The sequence below is a fragment of the Microcoleus sp. w1-18aA5 genome (assembly GCF_036701705.1).
GTDB lineage: Bacteria > Cyanobacteriota > Cyanobacteriia > Cyanobacteriales > Microcoleaceae > Microcoleus.
In genome coordinates this window covers 33,443-60,432 of the sequence record NZ_JAUPTE010000040.1, presented here as the reverse complement: position 1 = coordinate 60,432, position 26,990 = coordinate 33,443, and the positions used below count along the sequence as shown (strand labels likewise).

At 43.4% G+C, this 26,990-nt stretch carries 16 protein-coding genes and 1 pseudogene; 14 read left to right on the top strand and 3 right to left on the bottom strand.

The window, feature by feature from the left end; genetic code table 11:
- Positions 1 to 690: 690 nt before the first annotated feature.
- From Q5691_RS16185 to Q5691_RS16140, 10 genes and pseudogenes are all read left to right on the top strand, one after another.
- A complete protein-coding gene (locus tag Q5691_RS16185) occupies positions 691 to 3,192 on the top strand; it encodes a glycosyltransferase family 2 protein (protein WP_333345614.1) in 2,502 nt (833 codons plus the stop codon).
- 92 nt (positions 3,193 to 3,284) lie between these two features.
- Entirely contained in the window at positions 3,285 to 3,584 is a 300-nt protein-coding gene (locus tag Q5691_RS16180; protein ID WP_333213909.1) for a hypothetical protein, read from the top strand.
- Positions 3,585 to 3,649: 65 nt separating this feature from the next.
- Positions 3,650 to 4,694: pseudogene (locus Q5691_RS16175) on the top strand (IS701 family transposase).
- A 178-nt stretch (positions 4,695 to 4,872) separates the two neighbouring features.
- Entirely contained in the window at positions 4,873 to 8,721 is a 3,849-nt protein-coding gene (locus Q5691_RS16170) for a glycosyltransferase (RefSeq protein ID WP_333345611.1), read from the top strand.
- Between the two features lie 273 nt (positions 8,722 to 8,994).
- Positions 8,995 to 9,744 carry a peptidylprolyl isomerase gene (locus Q5691_RS16165; RefSeq protein ID WP_333213913.1) on the top strand — a complete coding sequence of 250 codons (750 nt, stop codon included), beginning with the start codon at positions 8,995 to 8,997 and terminating at the stop codon, positions 9,742 to 9,744.
- Between the two features lie 132 nt (positions 9,745 to 9,876).
- Positions 9,877 to 12,885, top strand: a complete 3,009-nt coding sequence (locus Q5691_RS16160; protein WP_333213914.1) for a peptidase domain-containing ABC transporter — start codon at positions 9,877 to 9,879, stop codon at positions 12,883 to 12,885.
- Positions 12,886 to 12,943: 58 nt separating this feature from the next.
- Positions 12,944 to 14,944: a chromosome partitioning protein ParA gene (locus tag Q5691_RS16155; RefSeq protein WP_333213916.1), complete on the top strand. Its 2,001-nt coding sequence runs from the start codon at positions 12,944 to 12,946 to the stop codon at positions 14,942 to 14,944.
- 222 nt (positions 14,945 to 15,166) lie between these two features.
- Positions 15,167 to 16,984, top strand: a complete 1,818-nt coding sequence (locus Q5691_RS16150) for a hypothetical protein (protein ID WP_333345608.1) — start codon at positions 15,167 to 15,169, stop codon at positions 16,982 to 16,984.
- A 3-nt stretch (positions 16,985 to 16,987) separates the two neighbouring features.
- A complete protein-coding gene (locus Q5691_RS16145; protein ID WP_333213920.1) occupies positions 16,988 to 17,749 on the top strand; it encodes a glycosyltransferase family 2 protein in 762 nt (253 codons plus the stop codon).
- Complete coding sequence (locus Q5691_RS16140; RefSeq protein ID WP_333310876.1) at positions 17,742 to 18,806, top strand: NAD-dependent epimerase/dehydratase family protein; 1,065 nt, start codon at positions 17,742 to 17,744, stop codon at positions 18,804 to 18,806. Before Q5691_RS16145 ends, Q5691_RS16140 begins: the two co-directional genes overlap by 8 nt.
- Before the next feature lie 241 nt (positions 18,807 to 19,047).
- Here the strand turns inward: Q5691_RS16140 and Q5691_RS16135 are convergent, their stop codons facing one another.
- Together Q5691_RS16135 and Q5691_RS16130 are read right to left on the bottom strand one after the other, a co-directional pair.
- Entirely contained in the window at positions 19,048 to 19,647 is a 600-nt protein-coding gene (locus tag Q5691_RS16135) for a Uma2 family endonuclease (protein ID WP_333345606.1), read from the bottom strand.
- Positions 19,648 to 19,777: 130 nt separating this feature from the next.
- Positions 19,778 to 20,452 carry a methyltransferase domain-containing protein gene (locus Q5691_RS16130; RefSeq protein ID WP_333345605.1) on the bottom strand — a complete coding sequence of 225 codons (675 nt, stop codon included), beginning with the start codon at positions 20,450 to 20,452 and terminating at the stop codon, positions 19,778 to 19,780.
- Positions 20,453 to 20,501: 49 nt separating this feature from the next.
- On the opposite strand from Q5691_RS16130, the gene rfbC reads away from it, so the two are divergent.
- The 4 genes from rfbC (at position 20,502) to Q5691_RS16110 (ending at position 25,010) form a co-directional block, all read left to right on the top strand.
- Entirely contained in the window at positions 20,502 to 21,047 is a 546-nt protein-coding gene (gene rfbC / locus Q5691_RS16125; protein WP_333213928.1) for a dTDP-4-dehydrorhamnose 3,5-epimerase, read from the top strand.
- 2 nt (positions 21,048 to 21,049) lie between these two features.
- The gene (rfbD, locus tag Q5691_RS16120) at positions 21,050 to 21,928 is read left to right on the top strand and encodes a dTDP-4-dehydrorhamnose reductase (protein WP_333310880.1); all 879 of its coding nucleotides are present in this window, start codon (positions 21,050 to 21,052) and stop codon (positions 21,926 to 21,928) included.
- 221 nt (positions 21,929 to 22,149) lie between these two features.
- Complete coding sequence (locus tag Q5691_RS16115; protein ID WP_333345604.1) at positions 22,150 to 23,943, top strand: hypothetical protein; 1,794 nt, start codon at positions 22,150 to 22,152, stop codon at positions 23,941 to 23,943.
- Between the two features lie 92 nt (positions 23,944 to 24,035).
- The gene (locus tag Q5691_RS16110; RefSeq protein WP_333310884.1) at positions 24,036 to 25,010 is read left to right on the top strand and encodes a glycosyltransferase family 2 protein; all 975 of its coding nucleotides are present in this window, start codon (positions 24,036 to 24,038) and stop codon (positions 25,008 to 25,010) included.
- 136 nt (positions 25,011 to 25,146) lie between these two features.
- Here the strand turns inward: Q5691_RS16110 and Q5691_RS16105 are convergent, their stop codons facing one another.
- Positions 25,147 to 26,979 (bottom strand): DUF6798 domain-containing protein, encoded by a 1,833-nt coding sequence (locus tag Q5691_RS16105; protein WP_333310886.1) that lies wholly within the window; start codon positions 26,977 to 26,979, stop codon positions 25,147 to 25,149.
- Positions 26,980 to 26,990: the final 11 nt, after the last annotated feature.

The following is a 26,990-nucleotide window of genomic DNA, read 5'->3' as shown; positions in this document are numbered from 1 at the left end:
TCCCGCCCGTCCTTTTTGGACGGGCGGGACGCCCATCCCACTTTCAAGAGTGGAAGTTATTTAATTCTCATTCCTAACATGAGATCCACGCTTGATAAGCGGGCATAGGCCTCCGTGGGCATAGGCCTCCGTGGGCATAGGGCATACCTCACCAAGATTAAGAACTGCTGTAATTTTTTTTGAACTATAGCAAGCGCGCCCGACGTTTATGACCCAGATGTGGCAGTATTTTCAATCAGCTTTTTATGGGCGGCGTCGCAGAAACGGCCCACAAGAATTATTTTTTATTATGGAATAGGCCCGAAACCCTGTTGCCGACATTGCTGAAATCCTTGCCGAAGATTGCTTCTGATATCTTTTCCGGTTGAGTGGGAATGATAAAGTCAAGGTCAATAATTCCACATTCCCCCACTCCCCACTCCTCATCATTCCAGTGTTACCGGAATTCATATAACTTCTCTCCTGGGTAACTCAAACCTTCTTCCTTCTTCCTTCTGCTATATTTTGCGAGGTTTGGACTCGCTAAGCAGTTTGGCAACAGCAAGCAAGATGAATTATCATACAATGGTCAAAATGTTAAAAAATGTAAATATACTAATGGGGGTGTGTCGGAATTTTCAACAGAATTAAAAAGTGGACAGCAGGACACCCTTACTGTTGCATGCACGATCGGGACTTTAAAATTATTTTATGACAACTTCAAGATTTGATTTTCAAGACTTGAAACGCCGCTTTGGGCGGATTTCGCGGGTGCAGACGGCAACGCTAGTCGTGTTGGGGGCGGTTGCTTTCGCAGGTGCGATCTCCGCAGCCTGGTTTGGAAGTGAAGGTACAGTCAGCGGTATTTTTGCCACAATCAACACTTGGCAGCAAAACCCGCCTGTGTGGCTGCAAGTGCCTGCTACGAGCAAGATGTATTTGTTAGTGCCGACTATCGCGCTTGTCTGTGTTGCTTTAGCTGCTATTAAAATTTCGCCTCAACCGCAGAAATGGTCACGCGCTGTGGTAGTTGCAATTGTTCTGGCTTTAACCATTCGCTACGTTTTATGGCGATCGCTCGCTACTCTAAATTTAAACGATCCCCTCAACGGTATCTTTAGTTTGGGGCTATTTTTCCTAGAAATGTTACTGGTTTTCAACACCAGTATTCAACTGTATTTAATGCTGAGAATCAAAGACAGGCGTCGAGAAGCCGATCGCATGGCAGTTGCAGTTGAAGCTGGAAACTTCACCCCGCCAGTAGATATTTTTATCCCAACCTACAATGAACCGGCTTTTATTTTACGGCGCAGTGTAATCGGCTGTCAAGCATTAGATTATCCCAACAAAAAAGTATATTTGCTTGACGATACTAAGCGGTCTGAAATCAAGTTGCTGGCCAAAGAACTGGGATGCGAGTATATAACCAGACCCGATAATATTCACGCCAAAGCTGGAAACATTAATCATGCCACAGCCATTACAAATGGAGTACTAATTGTAGTTTTCGATGCGGATTTTATTCCCACTAAAAACTTTTTAACTCGCACAGTTGGATTTTTTCAAAATCCCGAAATCGCCCTCGTTCAAACACCGCAAAGCTTTTACAATCACGACCCCATCTCTCGTAATTTAGGTTTAGAAAATGTGCTGGCGCCGGAAGAAGAAATCTTTTATCGGCAAATTGAAATCATCAAAGACAGCGCCGACAGCGTGGTTTGTTGCGGTACATCTTTTGTTGTGAGGCGGAGTGCTTTAGAAGCAGCGGGAGGCTTGGTCACAGATTCAATCTGCGAAGATTATTTTACCGGAATTCGGCTGTCAGCAACCGGATATCGGTTAGTTTATTTAGATGAAAAATTGAGTGCTGGTTTGGCGGCTGAAAATATAGAAGCTCATCTAAATCAAAGACTACGCTGGGCGCGAGGCACGCTTCAGGCATTTTTTATTGATTCCAATCCTTTAACAATTCGCGGTCTCACATTCGTACAAAGGCTATCTCATTTGGAAGGATTACTGCATTGGTTTACCAGTTTAACCAAGGTTTTATATCTGTTAATACCTTTAGCTTATTCATTTTTCGGCATCATTCCTTTGCGGGCAAGTGCGCGGGAATTGCTGTACTTTTTCCTGCCTTACTATTTGGTGCAACTTACTGTGTTTTCTTGGCTGAACCGCAGATCTGGATCGGCTTTGCTTTCCGATGTTTATTCGTTCGTCCAGTGTATTCCTTTAGCGGTGACGGTGGTGAGTTCCATGCTGAATCCCTTTGGGAAAGGGTTTCAGGTGACACCAAAAGGAATGGCGAGCGATCGCTTTCGTTTTAACTGGAATTTAGGATGGCCTTTGATTGTATTGTTCGCAGCTACAGCAGTCAGTTTGTGGCACAATTTAAACATTAATTTAGTTAAAAATGTTGGCACCGTACAGTCAATATCCGAAAGTGTACATTTTTCAAAAGGAATGAGTTTGGGATGGATTTGGAGCGGGTACAACCTGCTGATGATCGGGATTGCATTGCTGATTTTGGTGGATATTCCTAAGCCGGACATTTACGAATGGTTCAATTTACGCAGGGTTGTACAATTGAATATTGGCTGTCAAAGTTTTTGGGGTATAACCACTGTAATTTCGGAAAGTGGCGCGGAAGTTGCTTTGACGCAGTGGCCAAGTTTTGCGGTGAAAAATAAAGGCAGTAAAGAAAGTTTTACAGCAGCAGAGATTTCGCAAAAATATGCCTTTGAGACAAGTTTATCCCAGGGTAAAATGAAACCACTCTCTCGCAGTGTGGCAGTCAAACCAAGAAGATCGGTAGCGCCGTCTGTTGTTGAGTTGGGCACAGAGCGTGGTTTAGCCAAAGGTTTAATTGATTGCGATTCTGCGACTCTGGAAATCATGGAAGAGAACTGTTTTATTCCTGTGGCTAAGATGGAGTTGGTGAGCGATAAATCTCAGTTGGAGTCAAGTTTTTGGGATGGAAAAGAGTGCAGTTCTGTGGAATTTCCCACTGTGCGAATTGCGTTCGATCGCCTGAACATTAGCCAGCACCGCTGTTTGATCGAAATGCTGTACTGTCGGCCGGCCCAGTGGCAGCGCCAGGAAACTCCCGGAGAATGCCGAGCGCTGTGGCTATTGTTGAGAATTGCTTTGAAACCGAGGGCTGTTTTTGAGAGGAATAGGTCAGTTAGACCGATCGCAGTTTCGCAACTTTAGCCATATCTCGCTGTTATATCCTGATTAAAACATCACAGTATGAATATTGGGGTAACATAAAGTTAGTTATTTTTCTCTAAATTACCCAATCCATGAAACTTAACTCATCTTTGTTTTATAAAGCGGTTTTGGTGGCAAATTTGCTCCTAGCATCTGTCACCGGTGTGAGTGTCGGTGTTCAAGCCGAAACCAAAAACCATCCTGAGAATTATCGCTCTAAATGCAGTTTTTACGGACAGAATCACCGACAAGCACAAACAATAGGCCGTTCAGTCAAGCAGAATCCCAACAAAATTACAATTGTCTGGGATGATGGGTTCACAACTAATCTAAAGTTTTCAAAAGATGGTGTTTGGGAATCAATGCCATCTCGATCGAAAGCAGGAATATAGGAGTTACGCATTGACAGAATAACAAAATAGTGAATTGATAAATATATGTCGTCTACTTTCTAGGTATCGGACAATCAGAGAAATCACGCTTACCCTCCACAGCGCAATGCAATCTAGACCTATACACCTTATTTTTACTGTCAGAGCCAAAGTTTGGAGGTTGTAGCAGGTTATCAGAAATATTGGGAGACGTTTCACATTCAGGGTGTGAATCGCTTTTTATTGAGAGAGCGATATGAACCGAAAGATTTATTCAAGATAATAGAGAAAATTATTAATTTGATAGGAGGAATACTAAGTGTAGACGATACTGTTATAGAAAAGATTTACAGCGATCCGAAAAATGCCGAGTTAATCAGTTATTTTTGGTCATGAAAAGCGAATAAAACAATTATTGGCTTGAATTTAATTGCTCTATATTACAGCGATATTAATGGTAACTCAGTGCCAATAAATTATAGAACATATAACAAAAAGGAGGGGAAAACAAAAAACGATTATTTGAGAGAGATGGTAAGTGAAATAATAAGCTGGGGAGTCAAGCCAAGAATAGTGACAGGAGACAGTTGGTATTCAGGAGTAGAAAACTTAAAATTTCTAAAAAACAAGACATTGGGTTTTCTATTCGGAATGGAAAAAAACAGAACTGTCTCAAATGAGCCGCATAAGTATTGCCAAGTAAGGAATCTGGTAATTCCAGAGTCAGGATTGAGAACTCATCTGAAAGAATTTGGATTTGTCAAGTTGTTTAGGAAAGACTTTAAAAAAGAAGACTCTAGACATTCTATCTTGTATCTTCCCGATGAGGAAAAAATTAAAAATATAACTAGAAATGAATTTATGATAATTCATGATACTCATTGGGGAATTGAAACCTTTCATTGAGCCATAAAACAAGTCTGTGGAATTTGTCGGTTCATGGCTAGAGATACTCACGCAATCAAGACTCACATCTTTTGTTCCCTTCAAGCTTTTGTTAGGCTGGAGTTTATGCGCGTTGAAAAAATAATTAGCAATTGGTATGAAGTACAACGGAATCTATTTACTTTAGTTGTAAGTGAGCATATTTTTGCTAATCTTAATAGTAATGGCACGATCGGCAACTTATAGATAAGGTTTTTTGTCAATGCGTAACTCCTAGAGTCATAATAAATTATTTAATATGCTGCGTGATTACACAATCATTCTGCCTATTCAGGACGGCGAATGTCTGAGGGGTGAAACCCTCAGACATTCGCCCACAGCCTCAAAAAATCCACACTACACTGTGCTAAATTCATTAAAAACTATGAACCCTAGTCTAGGAATAAACATCGCCGGCTACATTAACGGCGAATTTGGTATAGGAGAAGGTGTCAGAGCTAATATCAGGGCTGCAGAAGCCGCCGGGATTCCCTTCGCCATAAACAATTTTACCCGCAGTCCTCACCGCAAACAAGACACTACATATCAAAACTTTAGCCAAGACAATCCCCATCCCGTAAACTTAATTCAAGTCAACGCCGATCAAGTTGCAGCCTTTATCAAACATACAGGTTCCACCTATTTTGAAAACAAATACAATATCGGCTTTTGGGCCTGGGAACTTCCCGCATTTCCCCCAGAATGGCAGCCAGCATTTAATCACTTTCACGAAATATGGACTTACAGCAACTATTGCGCCGAGGCAATTTCTGCACTTGCGCCAATTCCCGTCATCAAAATCATGCCCAGTATTGCTCTTCCCGCACCTTCCCTGAACAGAGAAGCACTGAATTTACCGAAAAATAAATTTATTTTCTTGTTTGTATTCGACTTTTCCAGTCGCATTGAGCGCAAAAATACTTTAGCGACAATTCAAGCATTTAAACAAGCTTTTGGCGAAGATGACCGCCTCTTGTTGATTATCAAATCTTCTAATTCAAACAAACACTTAGAGGAGCAAAAATTATTAAAATCGGCCATAGCTAATTCTTCAAATATCAAACATCTAGACGGGTATTTGTCCAAAAATAAACTTAACGGTTTGCTGTATAATTGCGACTGTTATGTATCCCTGCACCGCTGCGAAGGGTTTGGCTTAACAATGGCTGAAGCCATGTTTTACGGGAAACCCGTAATTGCCACCGGCTATTCATCAAATACAGAATTTATGAATGTCGGCAATAGCTATTTAGTCAAGTATAAGTTAATCCCAATTGAGCAAGATTGCGGGCCTTACAAAAAAGGCAATGTTTGGGCCGAAGCGGATGTGGAACACGCTGCTGATTTAATGCGGTACGTTTTTAACAATCACCGGGAAGCTCAACAAGTGGGAGCGATAGCCGCTGAGGAAATTAAGACTTTACTCAACCCGCAAGTTACTGGTAATAAAATTAGAAAACGTCTCGAATATATTGCCGAGATTACCGATAACTTTCAAAGCATACCTTTGTCAGGAACATCCAAAGCGAAGTCTGCCAAAATTAGGGCTAACTTGCCACAATCAAAGCAACAAAGTCAATCAAAAGGAGAGCTGCCAAACGAGCAGCCGAAGGTTAGCATTTGCATTCCGACATACAACGGAGAAGCATTTATTGGGGAAGCAATTCAAAGTGCTTTGGCCCAAACATACCCTAACATAGAACTGATCATATCCGATGACGGCTCCACAGACCGCACAATTGCGATCGCCCAATCATTCCAATTACAAACCTCAGTCGATTTCCGCATCGTACTGCACCGCAACTACGGTTTATCACAAAACTGGAATTTTTGCATCTCTCAAGCAAAAGGTCAATACATTAAATTTCTCTTTCAAGACGACTTGCTCGCACCAGAATGTATTGAAAAAATGGTCGCACTCGCCCAAGAAAATCCCAAAATAGGTATGGTTTTCTCCCCGCGTGGCATCACCATAGCTGAAGATGAATCTAACCCGATTTTGCGGAGAGCTTCCCAATCAATTAAAGATTTGCATAAAAGCTGGTCGAATTTAAAATCTATTCAGCTAGGAAAAGAATTACTGGCAGATACTAACTGCTTGAGCAACCCCATAAACAAAATTGGCGAACCGAGTACCGTCTTAATTGCCGCGCGAATCTTTGAAGAAATAGGATTATTTGATTCGGGATTATCTCAGTATGTAGACTTAGATATGTGGTGGCGAATCATGGGAAACTATCACATCGGATTTGTAGATGAAAAACTGTCCTCACTGCGGATTCATCCCGAACAACAAACTTGGAAAAACTTCGCGGCTGGGGAAAATCATAAGGATGTAGTAAGATTTTACAAAAAACTACTAAATAGTCCTGATTACAGTTTCCTGGATCAACAAATCAAACAGACAATCCGCCATAAGTTGGCATTGAGAACCCAGCCGAGTTTATCGGAATTGTCACCACTCCTTGATCAATACAATAAATTTCCCTCAAAACAGCCTCTTCTCGCGCTGCGCCCATACCGCCAGCAGCTAGCTGAATATTGGCTGAATTTGCCAGCGGAAAAATTAGAAACTGCTTACTCGAAAGACATGGGTAAAGCTCATAAATTGCTACGAGATAGCGCCCTCAAAAATGAAAGTTTAACTGAGTCAGAACAAAGTTTTGTTCAGCAGTTATCATCGAAACTTGCTGAAGGAGGAGAAATTGCCGAGAAGATGCAATATCTCCTCGCAGCGATGCTGTACCGCGACGCTTATCAGTTGCCACTTGAATATAACAATGCAGCGATTCCCAAGTGGTTTTTTGACGATTTTCTGAAATTTATATTTCAGTCTCCCGGTTATTTTAAACAAAACTGGGAAGTAGAAAGGTACTCTGAATATTTCCAGCAGTTAATCAATTACGTCGCTGCTAATATCGCCAGTTTTCCCAATTCAGAAGTTTGGCGTTATTTGGCGACTTTTATTGCGAAAAATGTTAGATTCCAAACTTTGTATTTGAGCGAGGTCAATCTGCTCAATATATTGAGTCAGCGAGCTGATATTGTGGAATTTTATTTAAAAAATATCGGCTGTCAAATAGAATGGAATTTTCCTCAGAAAGAACCTGAAAGAACTAAAATCCGAGTTGGCTTTTTGCTGGATAAAATTAGTGATGAATCCGAGACTCGTGCAGCAATTCCGAGTTTTGAATATTTAGACAGAAGCAAGTTTGAAATTATCGTGTACTATTTCCAGGTACAAGACGAGCGACTGGGGAAATATTGCGAAAATTGCGCCGACAAACTGGTGCAACTGTCAGAAGATTTGCCCAATCAAGTTCGAGAAATGCGATCGCACGATTTAGATATTCTGCTAATCTGCACCAATACTACCGACACTTCTCAACCAAGCGCCCTTCTGTGCCTGCACCGACTAGCGCGGGTGCAAATAGCTACCGGTGCATCAAACCCCGCAACCACCGGAAGCCGAAATATCGATTATTTCATTGCTGGGGATTTGACATTGCCCGCAGGTGCAGCAGCAGAGTATCGCGAAAAATTAATTACTTTAAAAGGGTCGGGAGTTTGTTTAAGCTATACTGTAGGATCAGCACCTGCCACAGTTGAACCGACTCGCAGGAGTTGGGGAGCCACTGAGGAATCTGTAGTGTTCATGTCCGGCGCTCCAGCTTTGACAATTATCCCAGAATTGAGAGAAACTTGGGCAAAAATTATTGCTGCCGTACCGAATTCTATTTTAGTTTTGTATCCCTTTAGTTCCCGCAATGGAAACTATCCGACGGTGCCTTTTTACAACCAAATTCGATCGCTCTTTGCCGAATTTGGGATTGACAAAAAGCGCTTAGTTGTGATCAAGGCGCTGCCATCTCGCACCGATTGCATAAAATGTCTGGAATTGGCTGATATATATTTAGACTCCTATCCATACAGCAGTGGCTGCTCCTTAGCAGAACCCCTGTTGGTGGGGTTGCCTGTAGTGGTAAGAAAAGGGCAAACAACTCGATCGCGACAATCAGCCGCCGTGCTCGAAGAACTGCTACTTCCGGAACTGGTAGCAGACAGCGAGAACTCTTATTTAGATCTGAGCACAGCACTGGGAACCAACCCAGAACTGCGCCGCCACTACCGCGAGCGAATCCAGCAAAAAATGGCGGCAAACCCCAAATATCTCGACATTCGCGCTTGCTCGACCCAACTCGAAACACTCTTTGAAAGACTATTCCGAGAGTGAAGGAAGAAGGAAGTTCAGCAACTAAGCAGTGTACGGGATTTAACGGATAGATGTTGAGGGAAGATTTTCCCACTCTCCCACTCTCGCATCCCGTTACCATTCTGAGCCCCGCGGGGAACCCCTCGCTAGGCAGAGCGTCAAGAAATAGACGGCAATAGCGCTAGCCCACTGACGGTCTGCTATCATCGGGAAATCGAGGGGTTAGTGGTTGTCGCTCTTTTCCTGCCACAGCTAAATTAAAAGGGGAAGCGCAAGTCAGTTGGAGATAAAAAAATGACAGGACTTTTTCAAATAGGCGATAAATTACTGCAAGCTCAGGATATGCCATCGCTCCTGAAGCGGTATCAGTTGATGCCACAATTCTTGCGGGGTGTAATAGTAGACCAAGCGATCGCATCCTTTAGTTGCAGCGACGAAGAACGCCAATCCGCCGTCCTTGACTTTCTGGCACAACACCAACTGACAGCCCCGGAAGCCAAAGAAGCTTGGCTGCGCGGTCAAAATATGACGGAAGAAGAACTTCAAGAGATGGCCGTTAGGCCCTTGCTGATCGAAAAATTTAAGCAAGCCACTTGGAGACCTAAAGTAGATAATTATTTTTTAACCCGCAAAGCCAGCCTAGACCACGTAGTCTATTCCCTGGTACGCACCAAAAATCCAGCACTGGCAAACGAACTTTACTTTCGCATCCTCGAAGGGGAACAAACCTTTGCTGAAGTGGCCCGCGACTATTCCGAAGGGCCCGAGTCCAAGTCAGGCGGCTTGTTGGGCCCAGTACCCCTCTCGCAGCCCCACCCGGCAATCAGCAAACTTTTGTCCGTCAGCCAGCCAAATCAACTCTGGACGCCGCGTCCTCTGGCAGAATGGATGGTAATTATTCGACTAGAAAAGTTCATGCCGGCCCAGCTCGATGAATCGATGCGGCTGCACTTGATTAACGAACTCTTTGAAAGCTGGCTCGCCGAACAGATATCGCAAATAGGCCCGCTACAGCCCCTCTCCTCCGTGTCTTCAATATCATGACAATCCAGCAATTGGGTCAGGGGCCCCCGGATTTATCCGTGGAGACTTGAAAAAGCGTAGCATCCTGACAAAAACCCCCTGGATTAATCTGTTGATTCAATCTAAAATCTAAAATCTAAAATCTAAAATTGGATGACTTCTTCCGCTGTTTCCCTCTCCCAAATTCAGGATTTCCTAGCTCAAACACCTCCCTTTGACCGACTGTCAGAGACGGCTCTGACAGCCTTGGTGGCTAAATGCCAACTCCTCGGCTACCGGACGGGGCAACCCCTGTTTGAACGGGAAAAAATGCCGACTCAAGTGGCAATTATCTATCAAGGCCAGGCCCGGCTGCTGGGCTTTGACCAGCGCTCGCAGCGCCACGTAAGTTTACGCTTGGTGCAGTCGAAGGAAATCCTGGGCTGGGCTGGCTTGCTCAGGGGAGTTCCCTGCGAAACGGCGATTGCTTCTACAGATGTGATCGCGATCGTCCTACCTGCTGAAGATTTCCTGAGCGTACTAGAAAAACAGCCGACCTTTGGAGAAGCCTTTCGCGAACACTGTTCGTTGAGCGAAGTATTTGAACTGTTGAGCCTGGAATTGCAGCGCCAAGCCGACGGCACTTCCAATCTCAAGGAACTCACCCTGCAAGCTTGGCAAGATGCGACAGTTGTCAACGTGCCAAACGGCAACAAAAAAACTCAAGACATCGCCAAAGAGCTAGATGCCGATCGAATTTGGCTTGTCAGCAGCGGCGTCTTGGGCGACTTTCCCACCGGCAGCCGCTTCTCTGTGGAAAACGCAGCCAAATCCTTAAAAGTAGAAGGCCGCCTCGGCGCCCGCTTGGTAGGCTTCCGGGAACCCCCAGAACCCCAACCCGAAACAGACTCATTAAATGGCTCGACAGATACAGTAGGCCCAGGGCAGAATCCGCCCAACGGAACATCGATCACGGTTATAGACGCCCCCGATCGTCCCCCAGAACCCGCAAGCGGTCAACCAAAGGATGCCGGGAGATACCCAGTTTTCCGCGCCAAAGGGCAGATTGAGGCCCCGCTTGCTTGCTTCCAAATGTTGAGCAAGTATTTCGGCCTCAAGTTTCGTCGAGATATCATCCGCAAAGTTCTAGAAAATCAGTTAAAAACCGCTGGTTCTATCAGTATGCAAGCCTGCGGGGCGATCGCCCAAAGCATCGGCCTCACGCCCCAATTGGCGCAAGTGCCCGCAGAAGCAATCAACCGCATCAAAGCCCCCGTAATGATTAAATGGCAAGATAGCTTTGCCATTATTTACAGCATCACCGAGCAAGAATTGGTGATGGCCACGCCCGAACAGGGGCTGATGCGGAAGCGGATACCTCAGTTTAAAGAAATCTGGGGCGAACAGGGAGAAGTCCTGCTCCTGCAAGCTCCGCAAGTCGAACAAAAAGAGCAGTTCAGCTTCTGGTGGTTTGTGCCGGCGCTGATGGAACACAAGACAGTGTTTTTTGAGGTGTTGCTCGCTTCGTTTTTTGTACAGTTATTTGGTCTTGCCAACCCATTAATCAGCCAAATAATTATTGATAAAGTCTTAGGTCAGCGCAGCATTGACACCTTGGATATTTTGGGAGCATTTCTGTTAGGTGTTGCCCTGTTTGAAGGACTGCTCAACGGTTTGCGTACCTTTTTGTTTATAGATACCTCAAACCGCATCGATGTCAAATTGAGTGCAGAAGTCATCGACCACTTGCTGCGGCTGCCCCAAAATTACTTTGACAATCGGCGCGTGGGAGATCTGGTTTATAAATTCAGCATGATGGGCCAGATTCGGGAATTCATGACGAGCACAGCTCTGACAGTAGTTCTTGATGCGGTATTTTCGGTGGTTTACGTCGCCGTGATGCTCTCCTACAGCGTGCAGCTAACGTTTGTATCTTTGGCAGTGGTACCGATACTGGGGCTGATGATTATTCTAATCAATCCGCTGGTGCTGCGCCTGATCAAACAAAGAAATATGCGTTTTGCTGACTCTCAATCTTATCTAGTGGAAGTAGTCAGCGGGATTCAAACTGTTAAAGCTCAAAATATTGAATTGAAATCCCGCTGGGAGTGGTCGAGCCGCTACGCAAAATACATTACAGCCAGTTTTAAAACAATTATCACGGGAACTGCGGCCGGTACTATTAGCAGCTTTTTAAACCAGGTGGGTAACTTAGCTCAGTTGTGGGTGGGAGCTTATTTGGTACTGGGAAATGAGATTACTTTGGGTCAGTTGATTGCTTTCCGAATTATTTCCGGGAACGTGACTGGTTCGCTGCTGCGTTTTGTGAGCGTCTGGCAGAGTTTCCAAGAAGTCTCGATGTCGATCGATATGCTTAAGGATGTGGTCGATACGCCGACGGAAACCAGCGATGAAGACCGGAGCAATATCCCGCTGCCGGCAATTCAAGGGCAGGTTACCTATGAGGAGGTTTCCTTCCGATTCCTGGAGAGCGGGGCACTGCAATTGGCTAATGTTAATTTGGAATTTCCCGCTGGCAGTTTTGTGGGAATTGTGGGGGGAAGCGGTTCGGGTAAAAGTACGGCGATGAAGCTGTTACAGCGTCTTTATCCGCCGTTGTCGGGCCGGATTTTTATTGACGGCTATGACATTGCCAAGGTGGAATTATATTCGCTCCGCAGCCAACTTGGGGTGGTGCTGCAAGATACTTTGCTGTTTAACTGTACTGTACAGGAAAATATTGCTCTGAGCAATCCCGATGCGAGTACGGATGAGATTGTGCGAGCTGCAAAATTAGCGGTAGCTCACGATTTTATTATGGGCTTGCCTGCTGGCTACAATACGATAGTCGGAGAGCGGGGTTCGTCGCTTTCTGGGGGTCAAAGGCAGCGTTTGGCGATCGCCCGCACGATTTTGCAAAACCCGAAACTGCTGATTTTGGACGAAGCTACAAGCGCCCTCGACTACCATTCAGAGCGCCAAGTTTGTAATAACTTAGCAGAAGCTTTCGCCGGCCGCACGGTATTTTTCATTACTCACCGCCTGACTACCATCCAAAACGCTGATGTAATTATTATGATGGATCAAGGTTCTGTAGTCGAGCGGGGAACTCATAAAGAATTAATGGCTCTTAAAGGGCGTTACTACTGCCTCTTCCAACAACAAGAGTCATCGAATACCTGATCTCTAACAACTCACAACTGATCACTAACGCTTAACAACTGAGAACTAACAAATGGCTATGAAATCGTTAATACTTTCTGAGCAACCAGTCATTCTCGAAAAACCAGCGATTTGGTCGCACTTGTTTTTGTGGATGATCATGCTGATGACCACTTCGGCTGTAGTTTGGGCTTATTTTGCTAGCGTAGAGCAAGCTGTCCCCGCTGTCGGCCAATTGGAACTCAAAGATGGTGCCAGAGACATCCAAGCACCTGCTACGGGCGCTGTGGTGAGACTTCACGTTGAAAATGGCGATCGCGTGGAAAAAAACCAGCCTCTGCTCACTTTCAACCCCCTTGCACCCAGCGCCGATTTAACATCGATACAGAAAACTAAAGAAGCTCTGGAAAAGGAAAATAAATTTTACGAAGATGTTGTCAACGGCAAAATTCAAGGCGCTGTTCCTTCTAACCTAGAATCAACAATCAAGGACAGACAGAGCCTCACGGCACAAAATCAAGTGCTGCAAGCTTTGATTGACGAACTGTACCTCAATCGGGGAGCTAGCGGAAATTTTGATGCTGCTCAGCAAGGACTTTATGTTAATTATCGATCGGAATTTCTGTCTCGCGTCGCTGCAGCTCAAGGCCAAGTTCAGGAGTTGGAAAAACAACTGAAGCAAGCTCAGGATGCTGAGAAAGCCGCCGGCGATCAAATGATAGTGGCACAGCAACAATTGGGTTTTGCCCAAAACCAATTAAATTATGCTCAGCAGCAGTTAGGTTCTTCGCAAGAGCAAGTAAAATCCGCCCTGGCTCAGAGAGATTTGGCCCAAGAACAGTTAGCGAAATCCCAACAAGTATTGAAGTCGAATCAAAACATTCTAGGCAGACTCGCCCCCCTGGTTGAGGAAGGAGCCATCGCTGAACTGCAAAAAGAACGTCAAGAACAAGATGTTTTCAGAGGCCAAAGCGACGTTCTCAAACAGCAAGATCAAATCAAGCAGCGCGAAGGTGAAATCAACTCTCGCAGGGGCGAAATTAACACGCGCCTTGGTGAAATCAATACGCGCCGAGGCGAAATTAACGCGCGTCAAGGTGACATCCAAAAAATTAGTGCTGACATACAGCGCCAGCAAGGAGAGCAAGCGCGCATTCAGGAGTCCATCGCCCGCGCCCAAGAACAGTTAAAAAACACCAAGGATTCCTGGGCAAAAGAACTTTACAGCAAAATTGCTGAAAACGAGAAACAAATTGCCAGCAGCGATTCTCAGCTAAGCCGCTTCAAAGTGGAAAACCTGAAAAAGTTGTCCGAGGTGAACGCTCAGCTAGAAAAGGCTCAACAAAACCGCGACACTCAAGTGATGAAGGCTCCGGTATCGGGGGTAATCTTTGATTTGAAGCCTTCTACGAAGGAGAAAGCTAAGTTGGATATGGCGAAAGATCCCATATGCCAATCCATTATTAATACGGTGCTGAAACCGGGCGAACCGCGCCCAGCACGCTGCGAAGAAGCTTATTACGAAGCGCAGCAAACTGAAAAGCTGCTCAAAGTTTTGGATGACGACAACGGTCTGCAAGGAGTAGTTTACCTGGAAAACAGCAATGTGGCTCTGGTATTGGATGCTTTGAGACAGAAGCGGGCAAAATTGGAGCAGTATCACGGCAAGCAATTAGACGGAGAAAAGATTGACTGCGAAATAGGTAAAAGTTGCGTTTGTCCAGAGAAGGAAGTTAACAGAGAGAAACTGGGTTTGACGAAATACCAATGCGTGCCTGTGGAAGTGAATGTAGAAGCTTTCCCGGCGATGGAGTTTGGTACTGCTGAGGGTGAAGTGATAGAGATTAGCAGCGATGCTGAGCCTCCTACTGAACTGCGGAAATACTATGCTTTCAAAACCATAATTAAGCTCAAAAATCAGAAGTTTGTTTTGAACAAGGGCAAGGCAAATGAAGTGGAGGTTAACTTGCAGTCGGGAATGTCCGTGAGTTCTAATATCAATATTGGCAAGCGGACTGTTTTGCAGATGTTTATCAACCGATTTACTGGGAAAATGGATACCTTCAAGACTATTAAGTAATTCGGTTAACCGAATTGAACGCGAGGCTTTTAGGCTGTTCGGAAACCCGGTTTCTTGAAGAAACCGGGTTTCTATGTGTTATGTTTTTCAACTTGTTTGTAGTAAGGAATGCAAGTCCCGGCTCAAACTATGAGGAGTGAAGTCTTCACTACAAACTTGATAAAAATTATTTAACCGGGTTTGATATAAAATGGTGATGGCAATCGGTGCGATCGCACTTTCATGAAAAAAATCATCTTATTTACTTTATATCTAATTCCTGTTGTCCTGTTAATCGGATTTGTAGCGAATTTTAGCGTTAACGTTCCCGTTGATGACGAGTGGAGGTTAGCTAGCCTTTTTGAGAAAATAGCTCAGGGAAATGTAACTTTTAACGATTTTTGGGCTTTGCACAGCAACCACCGCATACTTTTTCCGAAAATAATTATTGCGGTGCTGGCTTTTGCTTCCCGATGGAATATTAATTATCAGTTGTGTCTCAGCATAGGTTTGGCTGCGATAACTTTTATTGCTATGTACAAGTTATCCTCGATGCAAGTTAAGAATGTAGGGGATGATTTGTGGCATTTAGCTAATATTTTAACTTGTATTTTGATTTTCTCGCTAGTTCAGCACGAAAACTGGCTTTGGGGATTTCAATTAGCTTGGTTTTTTGTGAATTTATGTTTTGTAGCTGCGGTTTATGCGCTGGTTTCACATCACAAATTATTGCCTAATATTAGAATCTCTATTGCTGCTGTATTCTGCTTTTTTGCGAGTTTTTCGCTCGCTCAAGGCTTGCTGTCTTGGTTGGCGGCGATTCCGGCTGTGGTGGCTTTGGAAGGAAATGCAGCGCAGAAACGAAAAAGACTTATTGTCTGGATGCTGCTCTTTGTGGCAACTTGTGCTGTTTACTCAATAGATTATCATCCGAGTCGGAAAGCAAGTATTATTTCATTGTTGAATAAGCCGTTTGTGGTGATTGATTACTTTTTAAGTTTGCTGGGTTCCCCAATTGTGCGATCGCATGGAATCTCGGCATTGGTAGGATGGCTAATATTTGCAAGCTTTGTATTTTTTGTAGTTTATTTTGGGAAAAAGATTGTATCAAGTTCGGCAGATTCATCTGTGAGTACTGACTCAGAAAAGCAAGTTCAACTCCCGGCGATTCCTTCCTCCCTCGCAATGACAGATAGGAATGATATTGGTGAGAATTATGAGGCTTTACCTTGGCTGTCAATAGGTTTGTTTTCGGTTTTATCGGCTCTGTTTATTACGGCTGGTAGGGCTGAATTTGGGGCAATACAGGCGATCGAATCGTCTAGATATACGACTAATTCAATTTTGCTCTTAATTGCTGTGGTTCAGCTATGGCAATTGTTTGTCCCAGGTAATGATCCCAAAACAAAAGCAACGTTAAAACCTAACTATAAATTTATTTATCGGGTAGTAGCAGGGCTGTTAATTGCTACAATTATTGTTAACTCTCAACAGGCGATCGCCAAAACCAGATCCGCAATTATTTACAAACAAGGCGCTCAAGATTGTTTGCAGTTAATTAACTATCTGGAACCGTCTGATTTTTTCAATAATTCACCGGAAAGCTGTGTGAGGGTGCTGAGCAAAAAAACTTGGCTGGTGAGAGAAGGCGCTGCAATTATCGAAAAAATAGGTTGGCTTAAGTTCGCGAAAAATGTAGAGTTTATTTCTAATACGGAGAAAGTTTACGGTTATTTAGACAAACCTCAAACTAGCGATAAATCCTTGACTGTTAAGCAAAATGATGCTATCAAGGCTGCTGGTTGGGCGGTTTTGCCAGAAAAATTGCAACAGCCGAATATTGTACTGCTATCTGTCGGCGATAAACAATCTTTTTTTGCTAACGCTTATGTAAATTTGGACAGTCCCGACATTGCTAAGAGTTTAAAATCTGAGTTGTACAACAATGCAAGGTGGGCTGTTGATTTGTCGGATAATAATTTGCCGATCGCCCAAACGGAAATTAAAGCTTGGGTGTATAATCCTGTTGACAACAAGTTTGTCCAGTTGCGCGGAGGATGAGGAGTGAAAATTTCTGTGATTATACCGGCCCACAATGAGGAGGGCTGTTTGTACGGTACTGTGCGGGCGCTCGCCCAGACGCTCGATTTAGAAGGCATTCCGCACGAAATTTTGATAGTGAATGACAACAGTGTCGATCGAACTATTGATATTTGCCAGGAGTTGTCAGAGACTTTTCCCACAGTTAGATACATCAACAATCAACCTCCCAACGGTTTCGGATTTGCTGTGCGCCGGGGATTGGCGGAATTTGACGGAGATGCTGCAGCAATTGTGATGGCGGATGCTTCCGACGATCCGATGGATTTGGTAGCAGGATACCGCAAGCTACAAGAAGGATATGATTGCGTTTTTGGTTCCCGCTTTATCAAAGGTGGCTTTGTGGTGGATTATCCACTTCACAAGTTAGCAATTAATCGCTTAGCAAACTGGTTTGTCAAAAGTATTTTCGGCTTGCGGTACAGCGATGTCACCAATGCTTTTAAAATTTACCGAAGAGAAGCAATTGAAGGCGTACAACCGATTTTGAGCCATCATTTTAATTTGACAGTCGAACTGCCTTTAAAAGCAATCGTTCGGGGTTTTTCCTATACGGTGATTCCTCTGAGGTGGTACAACCGGACTGCTGGTATTTCTAAGCTGAAAATCAAAGAGATGGGCAGTCGATATTTGTTTATTGTCTTGTATGTATGGCTGGAAAAACATCTGTCTCGCGGCGACTACCACCGGACTAGAAAGATAGCAAAATTAAAAGTGAATGCCTGAGAGAATTTTAATTGTTGGTGGTGCCGGTTTCATCGGCAGTTGTTTGGCAATTGGCCTGAAGAAACTGCACCCGGAATGGCAAATAATTTGTTTAGATAACCTGCGTCGCCGCGGCTCGGAATTGAATCTGCCTCGGCTTAAAAGTTGCGGGATTCAGTTTGTTTACGGGGATATTCGCACAGCGGCAGATTTAGATCCAGTTGCACTCAATGCTGACTGCATTATAGATTGTGCTGCGGAGCCTTCTGTACTGGCTGGTTTTAGTTCACCTCAGTACGTTTTGCAGACGAATTTACTGGGCACTGTAAATGTTTTGGAGTTGGCGAGACAAACGGGTGCGAGTTTGCTATTTTTGTCTACCAGTCGGGTTTATCCGATCGCCAGTGTCAAATCGGTTAAGCTGTTAGAGTTGCCAAATAGATTTGCGATCGCCCCTGAGCAAACTTTACCCGGTATATCCGAGTTGGGCATATCAGAAGACTTCCCATTAAAAGGACACCGTTCGCTTTACGGAGCAACTAAATTAGCTTCGGAATTGCTGATTGAGGAATACAGGGAATCATACAATGTACCCGCAATTATTAACCGTTGTGGCTTAATTACTGGTGCTTGGCAAATGGGTAAAGTCGATCAGGGAGTTTGCGGTTTGTGGGTGGCGGCCCACTATTTTCAAAAGTCGCTGAGTTATATCGGTTTTGGCGGCAGCGGGAAGCAAGTTAGGGATTTGCTGCACGTTGAAGATTTGTTGAGGTTAGTTAATTATCAATTAGAACATTTTGCTGAATTTGACGGCGAAGTTTTTAATGTTGGCGGCGGTTTGAGCAACAGTCTTTCTTTGTTTGAGACAACTGATTTGTGCCAAAAAATTACCGGGAAATCGATTTCAATTAATCCTGTTTTGGAGGAACGCGCGGGGGATATTCCGATTTTTATTACTGATTCTTCTAGGGTGATGGAGCGCACAGGATGGCGGCCTGTTATTGGGCCGGAAGCGGCTTTGCAGGATATTTATGATTGGATTGCTGCTAATGAGGTGGTTTTAAGTTCGATTTTGTAGGGATTTTTTAACCTCAGATGCAGGGAGATGTGTTGTGCAATTTGGTAATACAACCATTTCTTCTGCGGTAGGGAAACGGCTTTTGGAGTGTCCGGTATTAGGACACGGCATTGCCATTTCCCTACATAAATTTATACATAACCCTATTTTTTAAATCGGACGAGAGCGAATTATATCTCAATTGTTGCCCGATTAAAACATGAGGAATGACCCCTCGCAGATATTGAAGGGGATTCAGCATTCATCCCCAAACTTCTGTCAAATCTAAGACAAACCCAGGCAACACATCTTCACCGGACAAACTAATAGGATTTTCCAAGACTTCTACATCTTGACTTGGCCTGTAAATCTCCACCTTTTTGTTTTTCCGATCTATCAACCAACCCAAACGAGCGCCATTGTTCATATACTCTTTCATCTTGGCTCGCAGCGGTTCCATGTTGTCAGTTTTAGAACGGAGTTCTACCACAAAATCAGGACACAAGGGAATAAAACTTTCTTTTTGTTTTGGGGTGAGCCCATCCCACCTTTCTTGACGCACCCAAGCAGCATCGGGAGAGCGATCGGCTCCATTGGGCAAGTGAAAACCAGTAGAAGAGTCAAATGTCTTTCCCAGTTTAGTTTGGCGGTTCCACAGCCAGAGTTGCCCGTTTAAATCAGAGTTTCTGTATCCTGTTTCGCCTCCGGTTGGTGGATTCACGATTAACTCTCCTTGTGCTGTTCTTTCTAATTGTAATTCTCGGTTGGCGATCGCCAATTCAACGAATTGCTCGTGGGTAACGGTAAGTATTAGTGTCGGCGGAATATTCACAGCAATGGCGCGGGATGTTTGTGTCATCATTTTTTTCCTAAAATTGATGCTTTTTTAGCAAATTTATCCTGATTTTGCCCAGCCCAAACTGCAGGAATACTTGCAATTTTTATTATAACAATTGAAATGATCTAGGGGCGGCGATCGCTTTCCCCGACCATTAATTGTTTGGTTTCGATGCTTTGACAAACATTTGCCCTCCCAAAAACCGCCACAAAAAAGGCAATTTCAAGTAAATTTTTAACAGCAAAGGCGAGGCAGGTCTGCCTTTAGTCGAAAACGGTAAAAATCTAGGTATAATTAAGTCGATTTCAAACCCGACTGTTTGTAACAGCTCTTGCAGCGATAAATGAGTAATTGGTAATTGATGATCGATAAAGTCGTAATACTCTTTGAAAGAATATTTGAAATTTGGTTGGACAACTAAGAGAGAACCCCCTGGCTTAAGGGCCTCAAAGCAAAATGACATAATTTGGATTAGTTCTTCTTTATTACGGAGATGTTCAAAAAAGTTAGAGATAAATATCCGGTCAAATCCTTCGGTAAAAGCAGGTTTATCGTCAAAAGTTAAAACATCAATGTTCAGCACTTTCACATCAGGATTGGCAAATAACTTGGAATCGGGATTGAGGTCAATTAAACATTTTTTTTTAGCACGAATTTGATTGATAAATTCGCAGTAACCGCCGCCAATATCTAAAACGGTTGAGTCTAGAGGAACATAATTTTGTAAGAATTCGTCAATTAAAACTTTCCATAGTGCCACCTTGGCTTGCAGTTGTCGGGAATCAAAGCGGTTGGCATACAACTTTTTGAGATATGTGTCAGTTTTCATAGTAAAATAGCCTAGACTGAGTATGAGTTTATCACTTTCACAGCTAACTATGAATGTTATATCTACCGAAATACCGGAAGTTCTGATCATTGAACCGAAAATTTTCGGAGACGATCGCGGTTTCTTTTTTGAGAGTTTCAATCACAAAGCTTTTGTTGAACAAACAGGCGTTACCGCAGAATTTGTTCAAGACAATCATTCCAAATCTTCTAAAAATGTGCTGCGGGGTTTGCACTACCAAATTCAGCAGCCTCAAGGCAAATTGCTGCGGGTAGTTGCGGGAGCAATATTTGATGTAGCGGTGGATATTAGAAAAAGTTCGCCGACTTTTGGGCAGTGGGTTGGCTGTTTAGTGAGTGCAGAAAATAAACGGCAATTTTGGGTGCCGGCGGGATTTGCTCACGGTTTTTTAGTGGTTTCCGAGACGGCTGAAGTTTTGTACAAAACTACAGATTATTACGCACCGGCACACGAGCGGTGTATCCTATGGAATGACCCGGATTTGGCGATCGACTGGCCGCTAGATGGTGCCCAACCAATCTTATCAGCTAAAGACCAAGCGGGACAAACTTTGAAAAAAGCTCAAGTGTTTTGATCATGAAAATTTTACTCGCAGGCGGCAGCGGACAGCTAGCTCAAGAATTGCAGCCGATTTTATTATCTGTGGGAGATGTTATTGCGCTCGATCGCACTCGCCTCGACTTATCCCAACCCGAAAGCATCCGTCAAGCAATGGCTGAAATTCAACCGGATTTAGTCATCAATTCGGGTGCTTACACTGCGGTAGACAAAGCCGAAAGTGAGCCAGAATTAGCATATGCAGTCAACGCTATTGCCCCAGGAATTTTTGCCGAAGAATGCGAAAAACAGGGAGCAAGTTTGATTCACTTTTCTACTGATTATGTATTTGATGGCAGCCACGGTTCTGCTTATCTGGAAACAGATTCTACGAATCCACTGGGAACTTACGGCAAGTCGAAATTAGCAGGCGAGGCAGCAATTCTAAAATCGGGAAACCGACATATTATTATTAGAACCGCGTGGGTTTACGGCAACGGTGGCAAAAGTAATTTTGTCAAAACCATGCTGAGGTTGGGAAAGGAAAGGGAAGAAATTCGAGTAGTAGCCGATCAGATCGGAAGTCCTACTTGGACTGGGGATTTAGGTGCGGCGACTTCACAAATTATTCCTCTCCTTGGGCCAGAAACTTTTGGAACATACCAGTACACTAACAGCGGTGTTTGTAGTTGGTACGATTTTGCGATCGCCATTTTTGAGGAAGCAGCACAACTCGGCCTTCCCCTAAAAGTTCAGCGCGTAATACCCATCACCACCGCCGAATATCCAACACCCGCAAAACGTCCGGCTTTTTCTGTCCTCTCTACGGTAAAAATATCAGCACTTCTAGGCACGTATCCTCCCCACTGGCGGCAAGGACTCAGACAAATGCTGGCAAGAGAAGTCAGTCGATTTTAGATTTTAGATTTTAGATTTTAGATTTACTTGCAGCATTGAATCTGGGAGTTTGAACTTTAGTCTAAAATTTAGGGATTCAGGACAATAGGACTTATCCACTGGTGGCCAGAAACCTGGTTTTTTACGAAAATCCTTCGCTGTAGCCTAGAGATTAAATAAAAAACCCGGTTTCTTTGTCGGGAGTGCGTCGCTAAACCTGCCCCATTAATTAAAAATACCCCATGTCTGAATCCATGAAAATCAAGCAACAATATATTTTAATTTCCGCATCAGTTCTCGGAATTCTAATACCAGCATCATATATTTTGTACTTGATATCGCAAGCGGGAGACTTGTCTAATTTTGATTATTGGTGGATGACATGGAATTTTTATTCAGTAGACGGTTTCTCTACAAATCCTTTTAATTGGATATTTCGGGCGAACGAGCATTTTGTCTTTATTCCGGCAATTATTTATGGCTTGAATATAGTTGTCACCCAAGGTTCAAATATTGGTTTGTGTTTAGTTGCCTGGTTCTTGGCTTGGATTCAGTGCCACGTATTAATTGCTCTGCTGCCGTTAAAAATGAGGCGTTTTCCGCTGCAATTTATCTCGCTACTCCTTTGCATTTCTATTTTTAATTTTACTCCGGCGGCGGCTCACAATTGGATGCGGGGATTCAGTGGCGTTCACTGGATAATTGCTAATTTATTTGTGATTTGTTCGATATTTTGTTTGCAATCCTATGTGACAGATTTATTAAAGAAAAGGGAGGCAGAGCCTGGTAACGAGTTGGTAGGGGCGGTGCCCCCGTGCCCGCCCCCGCATTTACAAAATAAGTGGGTAATTGGCAGCATTGTTTTTGGCGTTTTAGGCTGTATTAGTTACAGCACTCCTTTAGGTTTGTGGCCGATATTGTGTGCTGCTGCTGTTGTGCTGCGGTTTCCTCGGCGAATAACTTATTTGTATTTCATTGCTTCGATTGCAGTGATTGGGATTTATTTTTTAACTTATAAAACTCCATCTCATCACCCTTCTTTAACAAAAATCAACCCCCTCAAAACTCTCGAATATATTCCCACTTATCTCGGCGGAATATTTAGCGAAAATATTATTGTTGCTTCAATTATTGGTATAATTGGTTTGATTGCAGCGACGGGTTTTGTTGGTTATTGGCTATTTGTAAAAAAGGTCGATCGCCCGGATTGGCTGCCTTGGCTATCAATCCAACTTTACACGCTGCAAACCGCGTTAATGGCCGCGGTTAGCCGATCGGGATTTGGCGTCGAACAAGCCACAGCTTCCCGCTACGCCACACTCCCAGCCTTGTTTTGGATGAGCACAATTGTGCTGACAGTATTGTGGGTGCGCGAGTGGCAGCCAACACCAAGAATCCAAGGGCGTTGGCTGACACCGCTGTTTGCAGTCGCCACAGTCGCGATTATTTTAATGTACGGGGTGGGAGGCGAAACTGCAATGGCGATCGCCCGCAGAGCAACCTATCAACCGTTAGTAGCATTATCACTGCAACTAGGCATCACCGACGTAACCCTAATTAAAGACCGCGTAGGCAACAAACCCGCCGCTTTTGTCGGCTTAATCGACGCCTTAAAAACTAACAACTTAGTACCATTTAACCGAGACATCAAAAAACACAATTTCTGTGCAGCATTAGACACAAAAATCGACGCAAATTTACTGTCAGCACCCAAAGACGGAGTACCCGGATATTTTGATACAGCCACCAAACTTGCACCAACAGCAGCCAGAGTAATTGGCTGGGTAGGAGACCCCGAAAACAATGTAAAATGTATTGCCATTCTCAACCAAGAAAATGTAGTTCGAGGTTTCGCCATGTCAGGATTTCCGCGCCCAGATTTAGTTAAATTGTTTGGCCATTCCTACGAATTTGCAGCTTGGAGAGGATACATTCAAACATCACCAACAGATAAATTATTGACAGCCTATGCCTCCTTTAAAAACCGCAAAGGTTGGGTAGCCTTGCGAAACTCCCAAGTTATCAATAAAAACTAAAAAACTTCTCTTTCGCCTCATCTGCGACCTCTGCGCCCTCTGCGGTTAATAAAAAAATCTCCTTGACAACACAAATTAAATAGAATAGCCCTATGCCAAAACATCTCAGCTTCGTAATCCCAGTTCACAACGAAGAAGCCACCCTCAAATTGCTGTTTGAAAAAATTAAACTTGTCATGTTCCAAACAGAAATTGACAGTTACGAAGTCATTTTCATAGATGACGGTAGCCGCGATTATTCCTGGCAAGAAATCACAGATTTAGCCAGCCAACATCCCAAACTAATTAAAGCGATTAAAATGCGCCGCAACTTTGGCAAATCCGCCGCACTTTCAGCAGGATTTCGCAATGCAGCAGGGATAATTATCTTTACTCTCGATGCTGACCTTCAGGATGATCCCGCTGAAATTCCCAAATTTTTACATCATTTAGAATCTGGATTTGATTTAGTTTCTGGTTGGCGAAAACAGCGAAACGACCCGCTTTCTAAAACTTTACCTTCCAAGCTGTTTAATGCCGTGGCGTGTTTGCTGACTGGGGTGCAAATGCACGATATGAATTGCGGTTTTAAAGCGTATCGTAGGGAAGTTTTGCAGTCGATTAAATTGTACGGAGAATTGCACCGCTACATTCCAGCTTTAGCAAACAATTTAGGGTTTAAAATTGGCGAAGTAGTTGTGGAACATCATCCGCGAAAGCACGGAAAATCTAATTACGGCTGGGAACGTTATGCGCGGGGATTTATTGATTTGTTGACAGTATTAGCCACGACGCACTATTTGCACAAACCAGGTCATTTGTTTGGGGGTTTGGGATTGTGTTTTGGGTTGGTTGGAACTGTTTCGCTGAGTTATTTGATAGTTATTTGGTTTCTGAATTTGGCGGGGATGAATTTTGGGCCGATCGGGAATCGACCTTTGTTATTTTTTGGGATTTTGTGTACAATTCTGTCGGTGCAGTTGATTTCTCTGGGGATTTTAGCTGAGTTGATGGCACGGAATGTGGATGCTGATTATGTGGACAAGCAAATTAGCGAAATTATTGATGATTCAGGTTTTGATATTTAACCGCAGATTAAGGCTGATTAACGCTGATTAACGCTGATAAATCGGCTATTACAATTGCTTCTAGGCAAGCAAAGTCTACCTCTGCTGACTAATCTAAAAGTTAGATGGGGATTTAACAAGTTTTACCAATTACCTATTACCTAATTTTATAGAGTATCCATTTGCCTTGTTTGTCTGCGATTTCCCCTTGAATATTTGGGTGCCAGTCAGTACGAGTCAGGATATAATCTGCCTGATAGTTTCTGGCTACTTTGACTAAATCCGCACTGCTGCGGCGGATAAAAAAGTCATTTCCTCCCCAAATCATTTGCGGGTTTAAGGGGACTCCTAAAACGGTTTCCATGCGATTTTGCCATTCTTTGATGCCTTTTTCGGTAAAGGGGAAGTTCTTGAAGTTGACGACAATCGCTCTTTCGGAGAAAAACTGGAAGTTGGTAACTGAAGGTGGAATTAATACGAGTGAATCGCGGCTGCTAATTTGCGAAAATCGCATAGCTAATTTGCTTAAGTCGTCTCTGGGAACGGCATTGATATTAACTCTTGTTTGAAATACATTTAATAGAGGTTTAGGCAGAATTCCTGCTATTCCAAAAACCAAGGTGGCTGTAGTTATTAAGGCTAATGTGTGAGTTATAGTCTGTTTTATAGATTTAGCAAGGGATGTTTTTTCTAAAATGAATGGGAAGGCGAGAATGGAGAAAAGGACTGGGATGCTAATTATTCGATCGCCCATTATTTCCCATGAATCAGTCACCGGATATATCAAGCTGAAAATTACCGTTCCTGCTGTTAAAATCCACAACAATATATTATCTCGTTTAGTAAATACGTAATTTTTTGTTTGCCAAACTGATAATCCTAAGAAAATGATGCCCCTAAAAGGCAAAGTTAGTACAGCTAACAGCAACAAGCTAATAGCTATTTGTTTTTCTCGGTAAAGTTGCTCGGCCCTCAAAGCAACAGCAATAAATATAATTAATTGAGCGAAAGGTACGGTTCTAGCTAACTGTAGTTTGGCGATAAAAGCTAAAGGATAAACTTCGACAAATACGTAATTTAGAAATAATGCAAAAATTGATGTGCCAACAATTACATAAAAATTAATCTTGTCTTCTTGTGGCAATAAATCGGAATTTTTGATGCACAGCAAGCCACCAATTATGAAACATATAAAGTTGAACCAATTCCCAACATCCCAATTTGACGGGAGGATATGGTGGGGGTTTCGCACTTTCGCGTGAATGTAGACAAACTGGGCGTTGTCGATAGTGTGAGTGCTGGTAGTACCTGTTAATAACATCGGTACGTAAACGATACTTGCCATTGCTGCTAAAAGTGCGATCGCCAAAATCAATGTTTTAAACTTCCGCTGTCTTACAGAGTCAATAACTAAAACGGGAACCATCATCAATCCCGGCAACAAACCCACTAAGAATTGCAGCAAACAACCCAGCCCAAAAAATAAATATCCTGTCAGCCATTTCTGGCGCAAACTAAAGTAAATTCCCCAGATGGCGAAACCCATTGCGAAGGTACTGGGTACTGACTTGGTGGAAAATATCAGCGTGTTACCAACATCTGTAAATGAAGCGGCTATACATAAAAAAGCCATCGCTGCGGCAGGCAGTTTGGAATTAGTATAGATATTGATAATTGCGTAGCAAGCTAGGATAAATGAACCGAAGGATAGGAATTGATAAATAAAATGCGCTAGGGGAATGCTTGTTCCTAAGTTTGCGAGCAAATAAATGATATAGTAATAGTAGTATCTCGGATTGAATTTAACCATTTCCTGAACGTAATAATCATTTTTATACAGTTCAGGATTTAACATAAATTGAATGGGAGGCACTTCTGGGAAGTTGCCTCCAATCGGGAAAAGATAGCCTGTAGCCATCAGGGAACCGATGATGACAAAAGTATACAGAGATAGATTAAAATACCAGTGGGATTTTTGATGTTTTTGCATTGACGGTTCAA

What these genes read in the sequence shown, in the direction of transcription:
- Q5691_RS16170 (WP_333345611.1), top strand. Translation starts at nt 4,873, where the DNA reads ATGAACCCTAGTCTAGGAATAAACATCGCCGGCTACATTAACGGCGAA.
- rfbD (WP_333310880.1), top strand. Translation starts at nt 21,050, where the DNA reads ATGAAAATTTTACTCGCAGGCGGCAGCGGACAGCTAGCTCAAGAATTG.
- Q5691_RS16115 (WP_333345604.1), top strand. Translation starts at nt 22,150, where the DNA reads ATGTCTGAATCCATGAAAATCAAGCAACAATATATTTTAATTTCCGCA.
- Q5691_RS16110 (WP_333310884.1), top strand. Translation starts at nt 24,036, where the DNA reads ATGCCAAAACATCTCAGCTTCGTAATCCCAGTTCACAACGAAGAAGCC.
- Q5691_RS16105 (WP_333310886.1), bottom strand. Translation starts at nt 26,979, where the DNA reads ATGCAAAAACATCAAAAATCCCACTGGTATTTTAATCTATCTCTGTAT.
- Q5691_RS16130 (WP_333345605.1), bottom strand. Translation starts at nt 20,452, where the DNA reads ATGAAAACTGACACATATCTCAAAAAGTTGTATGCCAACCGCTTTGAT.
- Q5691_RS16160 (WP_333213914.1), top strand. Translation starts at nt 9,877, where the DNA reads ATGACTTCTTCCGCTGTTTCCCTCTCCCAAATTCAGGATTTCCTAGCT.
- Q5691_RS16165 (WP_333213913.1), top strand. Translation starts at nt 8,995, where the DNA reads ATGACAGGACTTTTTCAAATAGGCGATAAATTACTGCAAGCTCAGGAT.
- Q5691_RS16150 (WP_333345608.1), top strand. Translation starts at nt 15,167, where the DNA reads ATGAAAAAAATCATCTTATTTACTTTATATCTAATTCCTGTTGTCCTG.
- Q5691_RS16155 (WP_333213916.1), top strand. Translation starts at nt 12,944, where the DNA reads ATGAAATCGTTAATACTTTCTGAGCAACCAGTCATTCTCGAAAAACCA.
- Q5691_RS16140 (WP_333310876.1), top strand. Translation starts at nt 17,742, where the DNA reads ATGCCTGAGAGAATTTTAATTGTTGGTGGTGCCGGTTTCATCGGCAGT.
- Q5691_RS16180 (WP_333213909.1), top strand. Translation starts at nt 3,285, where the DNA reads ATGAAACTTAACTCATCTTTGTTTTATAAAGCGGTTTTGGTGGCAAAT.
- Q5691_RS16135 (WP_333345606.1), bottom strand. Translation starts at nt 19,647, where the DNA reads ATGATGACACAAACATCCCGCGCCATTGCTGTGAATATTCCGCCGACA.
- Q5691_RS16185 (WP_333345614.1), top strand. Translation starts at nt 691, where the DNA reads ATGACAACTTCAAGATTTGATTTTCAAGACTTGAAACGCCGCTTTGGG.
- rfbC (WP_333213928.1), top strand. Translation starts at nt 20,502, where the DNA reads ATGAATGTTATATCTACCGAAATACCGGAAGTTCTGATCATTGAACCG.